Raw genomic sequence first — 9,211 nt, 5'->3', positions numbered from 1 at the left:
GGGTTGTCGTAGACTACGACGTTGATAGGCAGGGTGTGTAAGCGTTGTGAGGCGTTGAGCTAACCTGTACTAATTGCCCGTGAGGCTTAACCATACAACACCCAAGGGGTTTTGATGGACTCAATGAAAGAACGTTGAATGTGTAAGAACGAGAATTAAGAAACAGCTTTCCGGATTAAAGAATTTGCTTGGCGACCATAGCGTTTTGGACCCACCTGATTTCCATGCCGAACTCAGAAGTGAAACGAAATAGCGCCGATGGTAGTGTGGGGCTTCCCCATGTGAGAGTAGGACATCGCCAGGCTTTAAACATCGCTTTCAAGTTTTCTTTTTAATTAAGATAACTGAAGGCAAAACTAAAAATTAGCATCGATAGTATAAGACTAAGTTTTAGTGACAATTTGTGGAGAGATGGCTGAGTGGTTGAAAGCACCGGTCTTGAAAACCGGCATACGTTAATAGCGTATCTAGGGTTCAAATCCCTATCTCTCCGCCACCTTTAAAAAACCGCTGTTCTTACAGCGGTTTTTTTGTATCTGCTGTTTTTTAACAGCTGTTATCGAAAACGTCTAATTGGCTTTTCTCCGGCCCTTTCTCTAAGTTCTTTAGCGTACTCACTTTGAGTTTAGTTTACGCAGTAATATCTGCAATCGAAGACATTTTCATAGGTCATTTAGGCTTTAAGTAGAGCTTTGTTAAGTCTCAACGTGGGATGCTTAAAAGCATTTTGATAGAGTTTCAGTCTAAATACTGCTGATGTACTTGGAGAAAAAATGAAGCTACTTTACTGGTTAGATGAATGGCAAGTGCTTACTCAAAAAGAGCAAAATGCTGCTTTACCAATTTCTGGCTACGATTTACTTGATGATGTATTTGTGAAGTATGAGCTCGTCGATCTTAACAAGCCATTGTTGTTCACATTTTCTCCTTCCGGCACTGATGTGCAGGTACAAGATTTAACTCCGAATTTTTCTCCTTGGGGCTACGAGCTCGGAATACAACAAAAAGTAAACATTATTGCCTTTCAACATTTAGGACAAAGTAATTGGTTCCGTAGTCGGAATTTGATTTTCTTTCTGGAGCAGCTGTCTGAGTTGCTTCATCCCTTCCAATGTCGTTTGGGTTATGGGCAAAGTCGAGGTGGCTTTGCAATTGGCGCGTTCGCTAACTTGCTGAAATTAGAACATCTTTTGTTGTTTTATCCTGTGAGCACAAAAAATAAAGCTTTAGTGCCTTGGGATGATCGGCCCAGCACTGAGCTTGCTCAACAGTTCGATTGGGAAGGCGGCTACCATGATCGAGATTTGGGCAATGCCAAAGGTTACATTATTTATGACCCCACCAATCGTATTGATCGTCTTCATGCTGAACGTTACCCAGAGCTAACTCATTTAAAAGTCGTCGGTATGGGGCACGGCACTCAATCCACACAATTAGATAAAGTAGAATTTTTTAATCTGGTGGCGAAGGAGTTTGTTCGTCATCAAACCATAGATATTGACCAATTTAATAAGCAAATTCACGCTTTGTTTTAAAAGAGGACTGATATCAGAGTCCCCTGTAACCAGGGGGAGATGATCACACACTAAAAACTAGATTTTTAACACAATTGCTAGGCGCAATTTAGATGGAGGATTAATGAAGTTACTGTACTGGTTGGATGAATGGCTGGCTCTTTCTCGTGAAGACCAGCAAACCAGGCTACCGATGTCCGGGGAGGACTTACTTGATGATGTGTTTGTTAAGTATGAGTTTGTCGACCGCAATAAACCGCTGTTGTTCACCTTTTCCCCTGCTGGTACGAATCTACAAGTACAGGACTTATACTCAGACTTTGCGCCTTGGGGCTATCGCTTAGCCCAGAAACAAAAAGTAAATATTATTTCTTTTCAGCACCTTGGGAAAAGTAACTGGTTTCGCAGCCGTAATTTGATTTTCTTTCTAGAGCAGTTATCGACATTACTTGAGCCTTTTGAATGCCGTTTAGGTTATGGCCTTAGCCGCGGTGGTTTTGCTATTGGCGCTTTTTCCAATCTATTAAAGTTGGATCAAGTATTGATGTTTCACCCGGTCAGTACAAAAAACAAAGTGCTAGTGCCATGGGATGACAGGCCAAGTACTGAACTTGCCCAACAATTTGATTGGGAAGGAAAGTACCACGACCTCGACCTTGGAGATGCAAAAGGTTACATCATTTATGATCCAACCAATGAAATCGACCGCCTTCACGCCAAACGCTACCCAGAGCTCACTCACTTGAGAGTCTTCGGTATGGGACATGGTACCCACGCGACGTATTTGAATAAATTCGGTTTTTATAAGCAAGTGGCTGTAGACTTTATACGTTATCAGAAGATAGATATAGCGCAGTTTCGTCATCAGACTAAAACGCTGCGATTAAAAGAAGATTACTATCAGTGCCTTAACAAGGCGAATGCGAGTTCACAGCATCGTTTGAACTTACTGAGTACCGCTCATAATGTGTTAATTGAAGAAAAGAAAGAACATGTGAAGGAGCATCAAGCGCAAATCGATATTCAGCCACTTGTTGATATTGCGATGAAGCATGAGCATGACAATCCGCAAGATGCAGTACAACTTTTGGAAGTGGCTCAGCAGTTAGTTCCGAATGACCCCGTTGTGGAGCACAAGTTGCAGCAACTGTCGTAGGCGAGTAATGCAGACTGGCATTTTGAATTTGGTCAGTGGCTTTTGTCGCTGGCCTTTTTAAGAGCTTATGGGTTGATATTTCGATGAAATTTAATGAAGCAGTACAAAATAAAAAGCCCAAGCAAATGCTTAGGCTCAACGAGTATTAATATGAGTTTAAAACTCTTTTGGCGCAAAGCCTGTCATGACATCGAGGCGAAGCTCTTTACCAACTTTTGTTAGTGGGTGAACGATTACTAAGCCGCGTACGCGTTTTTTCAGTTTGCCGATGTCCGCTTGTTCTGCTTTGGTGATTTCACGAGAGAATGGCATATCAAGTAAGCTTTTACGTTCTTTGTTCAGCTCATAGTTTTGCTTATGCTTTAACTGGTTAAGCTTTTTGGTTAGCTGTTCTACTTCATCCGTGAACTTTGTAATCATTTCGTGATCACCACGAGAACGTGCCGCATCAAGTTTACGTTGGCATGTATCTAAACGGTTGTGCAGCTTTTGAATATCAGTTTTTATGCTCATGGTAATTTGGCTCAAATTTTAAATAGTCGAGAAGTATAGCATAGCTGAGATCACACGCTCTACTATACTTCTCGATTGTCTGGCTTTAGTTAATCAGTTCATTGCCCGATACGTTACCAGAGAAAAAGGCTTCGACGTTATCGAGCGTAACTGAGGCAATATTATTAAGTGCTTCGTGAGTCAAGAATGCTTGGTGGCCAGTAAACAGCACGTTATGACAAGCCGATAAGCGACGGAAAACATCGTCTACGATGACATCGTTAGATTTATCTTGGAAGAACAAGTCTTTTTCATTGTCATACACGTCTAGACCAAGCGCGCCAATCTTACCTTGTTTCAAGGCTTCTATCGCCGCTAGTGAATCCAGCAACTCGCCTCGACTAGTGTTAATGATCATCACACCATCTTTCATTTGCGCGAAGGCTTTTTCGTTCAATAGGTGATAGTTTTCTTCACTCATTGGACAATGGAGAGAGATAATATCCGCATTAGCGTAGATTTCTTCAAGCGAACAGTAACGCGCTCCCATTTCTAGTGCTAATGGATTTTCGTAAGGGTCATAGCAAAGCAGCTCCATGCCAAGCCCTTTGAAGATACGCATCGTCGCGATACCAATCTTACCTGTACCAATGACACCAACGGTTTTCCCGTAAAAGTTAAAGCCAACTAGGCCCTCTAGCGAGAAGTTGGCGTCACGTGTACGTTGGTAGGCTTTGTGAAGGCGACGATTTAGGCACATCATCAAACCGACTGTGTGTTCAGCCACCGCTTCTGGTGAGTAAGCAGGAACTCGAACCACTTGTAAGCCAAGTTCTTTAGCGGCTTGTAGATCAACTTTATCAAAACCCGCGCAGCGCATGGCAATAAGCTTAGTTCCGCCTAGAGAAAGCTGTTTAAGAACGGGAGCTGAAAGGTCATCATTGACGAAAGCACACACGACATCGCAACCATGTGCCATTTTGGCGGTTTTTTCGGTTAGCCGGAAGTCGTGATAGTGGAATTCAAAATTTCGGTTATTTTTAATTTTATTAAAAGAGGCCTCGTCGTAGGATTTTGCACTAAAAAAAGCAATATTAATCATGGTTCCCTCTCAAAAAGTGCGGACTTTATAAATAAATATACTTATAAAGTAATGCAACTTAGGCGGAATGAATAGAGAAATCTTCTCTTTAACTTTTGCCATATCAAACAACGATAACGATCACGCCTTTCAATGAGTATTATCTTACGATTCTGCACTTGTGCGTTCATCCCTTTAGCTCCTGGGGTAATACAGGTTCTACCCTAGATACTGTTTGCTTTACGGGCGCTAACTGACTAGCATAATCGCTCTTTTCTTGTTCACTTTAGTTAGGTTAGGCGTTCCGGCAATGTCAGTGAAATGGTGCTCTATGTTCTTGTGTTGTGTGTTGGCTTCTGGCGTCCATGCAGCTGTAGATTTTGTTAAAGTCGACAAGTCAAAGCGTCGAATGTATTTAATGGAACAAGGCACAATACTAAAAGAATACCGCATTGCTTTAGGAGCGAACCCTAAAGGGCATAAACAAGAAGAGGGAGACAATCGTACACCTGAGGGCGAATACACCTTAGATTACGTCATAGAAGACTCGGCTTTTTATCGTTCTGTGCATATTAGCTACCCTGATGCGATTGATACGTTGGAAGCGAAGCGCCGAGGTGTGTCCCCAGGAGGGAACATCAAAATTCATGGTTTAAAAAACGGTGAGAGTCAGTTGCCGATTTATATCCAAAGCTTTGATTGGACCAATGGGTGTATTGCGATTACCAATGAAGAGATGGATGAATTTATCCAGCTTGTAGAGATGGGGACACCAATTCAGATTGAGTGGTAACGAAATGGTGCCTCTGAAGCTCAAGGTGGTATGTGCTATGGCATAAAGCGTTGTGGATGATCACTGAATATACCGTCTAACTGAGGTAGGTACTTCAGTTTGTTTGGATTGTTCACTGTATAACACATCACTTTGTAACCCGCCTGCTGGAGTTTGTTTATTTGGCGCGAGCGAACCCAGTTAATGTTTAGGTTGCAGCTATAGGCGTTAACTTCTTCCAAAAGGCGTTTATCTTTTCTCGTTAAGAATTCACTCAATACACCTAATCGATACTCATTGCAGTATTTATGCAGCGCTCTAATGACATCATGACTAAAACTGGAGAGTAGTACCTTCTCTTGCGGCATGGGACTTTTTGCTAGTACGTTGGCGAGAGCTTGTGCCACTTCTTCTGCTGGGTGGCGATCTACCTTAACTTCAATATTCAAGTTAAGCTTGTGCTCAGTAGCTAAAGTGAGCAGCTCATCTAATGTCATGATTTTCTCACCTGAAAAATCTGCGCTGAACCAGCTACCAAAATCCAACGCCTTTAACTCTTCCAGAGTCAGTTCATCGACACGCCCTTGTCCATTACTGCATCGATTTATGGTGTGATCATGGCAAACCACTAAAACATTATCTTTGGTCGGTTGTACATCAACTTCAACCCAATTTAATCCGAGGTCAATGGCGGCCTGAACGCTCACTTTTGTATTTTCTGGGTATGAGCCAGCAACACCACGATGACCAATTACTAATGTTTCCATGTTCTTCATCTTCTGCTTTGTGTTGAGCAGATTGTACTCGTTTTTTGCTTTGAAGGTATACCTCAAGGTGCATGTTGTCAGATCGTCTTAATAAAAGCCAAATCGCCCATTCGTCAAGGTAGGTCGTTGGAAGCACTCCTGTCGAATCATGAACCAAAGTTGGACTTTTATTCTCCTGCCGCTCATTTTTAAAGAGCAAGGTAGTTGCGAGTGCATCATGGTTATCGGGAGAGAGAAATATGAAGATCGGTGTTATTGGTGCAGGGGCTGTCGGTGTGGGGGTGTGTAATTATCTACTCACTCTGGGTGGTTTTAGTGAGCTTGTTCTACTTGATAAAAATTTAGAACGTGCCGAGGGTGAAGTGTTTGATTTTCGTCACACGATGGCACTGACTTTTTCAAAAAACACACGCATTATGCCGTCGGATGATTACTTAGATTTACTCGAAGCCTCTCTTGTTGTTATCACCGCTGGTACGCAGATTAAACAAGGCCAAACTCGTTTAGATATTGCTGAGGTTAATGCTCAAATTGGAGTTGATATTGCGCGTCAAATAGAACGCGTAGCGCCAAATGCGGTGTTGATTGTTGTGTCAAACCCATGCGATATCGTGGCGCACTTTATTGTAACCAACACCGGTTTTGAGCCGAGTAAAGTTATTAGCAGTGGCTGTGTAGTTGATACCGCTCGTTTAATGAGTATTGTTGCTAGCCGTGTAGACCTAGACCCGAAGAACGTGTTTGGTTATGTATTAGGAGAGCATGGTAGCCATTGCTTTACTCCTAAGAGCTTAATTTCTATCGCTGGGCAACCGGCCGACTATTACTGCGATACCCATAACATTGAGAGAATTGATCCGCACGCACTTCTTGAGGCGGTGAAACAGGCGGGATATGAAATCTTTCGGCGTAAGCAGAACACCGTTCATGGCATTGCCGCCAGTGTCTTTCGAATCATTCAAGCTGTGACGATTAACGAACGATCGGTGTTGCCCGTCGGTACGATGATGTCGGGGCAATATGGTTTGCATGATGTTGTTCTCAGCCTACCTACGGTTATTGGAAAAAACGGAGCAAATTCAGTTCTGATGCATCCCTTCACTGAAGAGGAGTTTGTCACATTAAAAACGATCAGCGCCCACTTAAAACACATCGTCGAAAATGTCGCTAAGGAGACGAAGCTAAAGCCCTGATCTACCCTCATTATCAGGTGATAGTTAGCTTAGCACTCCGGTCTACTGCTATAGAGCTATTTGTACTAAAGCCCTAGGGTGTGTAGTTGTTTAATTTGTAAATGAGTAATAGAATGCGAACCATTTTTATTTGAATGGTGAGTGGTAATGTCTCGAGTTTTGATAGTGGATGATGACGTTCCTTTGTGTGAGCTATTAGAGGCAGTTTTGCAAGAGGAGGGCTATATTGTCTCTTCTGTACATTGCGGTGAAAGTGCTTTGCAATATATGGAAAAAACGCCGGTAGATCTTGTACTGCTTGATGTCATGTTACCAAACCTTAACGGCATGCAAGTTGCCCGGAGAATCTGTCAACGCTTCGCGACACCTATTCTAATGCTTACTGCTCTTAATGATGAAAACTCGATGCTTGATGGCTACCAAGCGGGAGCCGATCAGTACATAGGAAAGCCTTTTAATGTTGCTGAGCTTCTGATGCGCATCAAAGCGATTCTTCGTCGTGTTGGTTTAGAGCGCCAACGTCAGGCGATGTGCAGTACCGTTCAAACGATCAGTGCTCAGCTCAATAGCTTACCACTCACAAGCACGGAAGCTGAATTACTGAGCTATTTAGTCAAAAACCAAGGTGTGGTGATTTCAAAAGCGGAACTCCAAACCGAAGTATTAAAGAAAGAGCTAAGCCCTTTTGACCGCAACCTTGATATGCACATCAGTAATATACGTCGCAAGCTAGTAGAAGCAGGGCTCTCTAAGCAACATATCAAAACCTTCCGTGGCAAAGGTTACAGCTACCTAGAGGCTGTAAACAATTAATGAAGCTCACGTGCCCACCTTTTATCGCGAAACGTAAAGACAGCTTAGCGTTTAAGTTGTTTAGTTATATGACTGCAATTGTGATAAGTATTTTGGTCGTACAAGCAATGGCGGAGCAAGCTCTCGTGAAAGCCATGCTAAAAGTGCCGGACAGTGTGCGAGAAGAAATGCTCGATCTTGCACATCAAGCCAATGTGCTGATTGAGCACGGAGACATGGATGAACTTGCTGACTGGGCGAACGCGCAAAACTTTTATCTGTTTGTGCTGAATGAGCACCAGCAACCCGTCACTCACCGTTTAATGCATCCACACTTCGAGTTCAAACTTCAATTTAAAAGAAGTATTGATGATCAACTTGAGGGAAAGGTAAATCGCCCGATTATCAATATCCCTTTGGTAAAAGATAATAGCTTGGTAATTCAACTGCCACATCGACTGCATCCCGCACATGACTTCATTTTATATTTCTCTATTCTCAAAGTGGTGATTGCGGTAGTTATTTTGGCGTTGTTCTCATTGCTAATGGCACGCAACTTACAACAGCCGCTTGATCGCTTAAGAGAAGCAAGCAAAAAGCTATCTAACGGTGACTTTAATGTCAGTGTGGTGAAAGAGTTAAAATCGAATACGCGCGAGTTTAACGAGCTGGCGCAAGACTTCGACCACATGACACAGCAAATTCATTCTCTTGCCGAAAAGCAGCGATTGCTTATAAGAGATGTCTCCCACGAGCTCCGAACGCCGTTAGCAAGACAGAATTTAGTTCTACACCTTTTGCGGAAGCGAGTTGGGGAGAACGAGCAAAGCTTGGTGACCAGGCTAGAAGACGAAGCTAAAGAGCTAAACCATTTGATAAGCGATATCTTGGAGTTCAGTCGCTTGGAAAATGCGCGTTTCGACAAAGGTGCGAAACGCCGTGATTTAGAGGTGTTGCTCGCACCGCAAGTTGAGCGGTGCAAAATCGATTTAAAGCCAGAACAAACATTGTCATTCCGTTCAGAAGCAATATGCGCCAAAGCTTTTTGCGAAGAAACGCTCATCATTCGTTGTTTGAATAACCTTGTTGGAAATGCCATCAAATATTCAGGGCAAGCATCTCAGATAGAAGTTTCTCTGGCTAATCATGTCAAAGATGGGCAGCAATTGATTTCCATGTCTGTATCCGACAATGGGCCAGGTATTCCAGAGAACAAGTTGGTCGATATTTTTGACCCGTTTACTCGCTTAGATGCATCAAGAGATAAGAAGCTTGGCGGCTATGGTTTAGGTCTCGCGATTGTCAAAGAATCCATGCGCATTATGGGTGGATCCGTTACGGCGAAAAATCGTGAACAAGGAGGTCTGAGTGTTACTTTGGTGTTCAAGCAGTAAGTATGGTTAAGTCTTATTAACTGTGATATTTATCACGTTATTGTGGCTCA

Annotated in this window: 9 protein-coding genes, 1 tRNA gene and 2 rRNA genes; 9 read left to right on the top strand and 3 right to left on the bottom strand. The window is 42.9% G+C overall.

Going from position 1 to position 9,211, the window contains the following annotated elements; all coding sequences use genetic code 11:
* The 5 genes from R2S67_RS14240 to R2S67_RS14220 all read left to right on the top strand — a co-directional run.
* Window positions 1–94, top strand: a 23S ribosomal RNA gene (locus tag R2S67_RS14240); the annotation flags it as partial.
* A gap of 93 nt (window positions 95–187) precedes the next feature.
* Window positions 188–304: ribosomal RNA gene (gene rrf / locus R2S67_RS14235) — 5S ribosomal RNA — on the top strand.
* 101 nt (window positions 305–405) lie between these two features.
* Window positions 406–496, top strand: a tRNA-Ser gene (locus R2S67_RS14230).
* A 277-nt stretch (window positions 497–773) separates the two neighbouring features.
* Window positions 774–1,535: a cytosolic protein gene (locus R2S67_RS14225; protein ID WP_317345203.1), complete on the top strand. Its 762-nt coding sequence runs from the start codon at window positions 774–776 to the stop codon at window positions 1,533–1,535.
* A 103-nt stretch (window positions 1,536–1,638) separates the two neighbouring features.
* Complete coding sequence (locus tag R2S67_RS14220; protein WP_317345201.1) at window positions 1,639–2,670, top strand: cytosolic protein; 1,032 nt, start codon at window positions 1,639–1,641, stop codon at window positions 2,668–2,670.
* Between the two features lie 156 nt (window positions 2,671–2,826).
* Here R2S67_RS14220 and R2S67_RS14215 read toward each other — a convergent pair whose 3' ends face one another.
* Window positions 2,827–3,183, bottom strand: coding sequence for a YibL family ribosome-associated protein (locus R2S67_RS14215; RefSeq protein ID WP_005374274.1), 357 nt, complete (start codon window positions 3,181–3,183; stop codon window positions 2,827–2,829).
* An 85-nt stretch (window positions 3,184–3,268) separates the two neighbouring features.
* Window positions 3,269–4,264 (bottom strand): 2-hydroxyacid dehydrogenase, encoded by a 996-nt coding sequence (locus tag R2S67_RS14210; RefSeq protein WP_054866878.1) that lies wholly within the window; start codon window positions 4,262–4,264, stop codon window positions 3,269–3,271.
* Window positions 4,265–4,553: 289 nt separating this feature from the next.
* Here R2S67_RS14210 and R2S67_RS14205 point away from each other — a divergent pair, with 289 nt between their 5' ends.
* Window positions 4,554–5,036, top strand: coding sequence for a murein L,D-transpeptidase family protein (locus R2S67_RS14205; protein WP_048624649.1), 483 nt, complete (start codon window positions 4,554–4,556; stop codon window positions 5,034–5,036).
* A 35-nt stretch (window positions 5,037–5,071) separates the two neighbouring features.
* Here R2S67_RS14205 and R2S67_RS14200 read toward each other — a convergent pair whose 3' ends face one another.
* Window positions 5,072–5,782 carry a glycerophosphodiester phosphodiesterase family protein gene (locus R2S67_RS14200; protein WP_048625142.1) on the bottom strand — a complete coding sequence of 237 codons (711 nt, stop codon included), beginning with the start codon at window positions 5,780–5,782 and terminating at the stop codon, window positions 5,072–5,074.
* Between the two features lie 239 nt (window positions 5,783–6,021).
* On the opposite strand from R2S67_RS14200, the gene R2S67_RS14195 reads away from it, so the two are divergent.
* The 3 genes from R2S67_RS14195 to R2S67_RS14185 all read left to right on the top strand — a co-directional run bounded on the left by R2S67_RS14195 (window position 6,022) and on the right by R2S67_RS14185 (window position 9,161).
* Complete coding sequence (locus tag R2S67_RS14195) at window positions 6,022–6,975, top strand: lactate/malate family dehydrogenase (RefSeq protein ID WP_317345194.1); 954 nt, start codon at window positions 6,022–6,024, stop codon at window positions 6,973–6,975.
* Between the two features lie 147 nt (window positions 6,976–7,122).
* Complete coding sequence (locus tag R2S67_RS14190; protein WP_005393531.1) at window positions 7,123–7,788, top strand: response regulator transcription factor; 666 nt, start codon at window positions 7,123–7,125, stop codon at window positions 7,786–7,788.
* Complete coding sequence (locus R2S67_RS14185; protein ID WP_317345192.1) at window positions 7,788–9,161, top strand: histidine kinase sensor domain-containing protein; 1,374 nt, start codon at window positions 7,788–7,790, stop codon at window positions 9,159–9,161. Before R2S67_RS14190 ends, R2S67_RS14185 begins: the two co-directional genes overlap by 1 nt.
* Window positions 9,162–9,211: the final 50 nt, after the last annotated feature.

Source organism: Vibrio sp. T13N, assembly GCF_032970445.1.
Lineage (GTDB): Bacteria > Pseudomonadota > Gammaproteobacteria > Enterobacterales > Vibrionaceae > Vibrio > Vibrio diabolicus.
The sequence above is the reverse complement of the archived record's forward strand: the minus strand, read 5'-3'. Positions and strand labels throughout refer to the sequence as shown.

Bases quoted from the DNA above. Each gene is read 5' to 3' on its own strand.
- R2S67_RS14215 (WP_005374274.1), bottom strand. From the start codon at position 3,183: ATGAGCATAAAAACTGATATTCAAAAGCTGCACAACCGTTTAGATACA.
- R2S67_RS14225 (WP_317345203.1), top strand. From the start codon at position 774: ATGAAGCTACTTTACTGGTTAGATGAATGGCAAGTGCTTACTCAAAAA.
- R2S67_RS14190 (WP_005393531.1), top strand. From the start codon at position 7,123: ATGTCTCGAGTTTTGATAGTGGATGATGACGTTCCTTTGTGTGAGCTA.
- R2S67_RS14210 (WP_054866878.1), bottom strand. From the start codon at position 4,264: ATGATTAATATTGCTTTTTTTAGTGCAAAATCCTACGACGAGGCCTCT.
- R2S67_RS14205 (WP_048624649.1), top strand. From the start codon at position 4,554: ATGTCAGTGAAATGGTGCTCTATGTTCTTGTGTTGTGTGTTGGCTTCT.
- R2S67_RS14185 (WP_317345192.1), top strand. From the start codon at position 7,788: ATGAAGCTCACGTGCCCACCTTTTATCGCGAAACGTAAAGACAGCTTA.
- R2S67_RS14195 (WP_317345194.1), top strand. From the start codon at position 6,022: ATGAAGATCGGTGTTATTGGTGCAGGGGCTGTCGGTGTGGGGGTGTGT.
- R2S67_RS14220 (WP_317345201.1), top strand. From the start codon at position 1,639: ATGAAGTTACTGTACTGGTTGGATGAATGGCTGGCTCTTTCTCGTGAA.
- R2S67_RS14200 (WP_048625142.1), bottom strand. From the start codon at position 5,782: ATGGAAACATTAGTAATTGGTCATCGTGGTGTTGCTGGCTCATACCCA.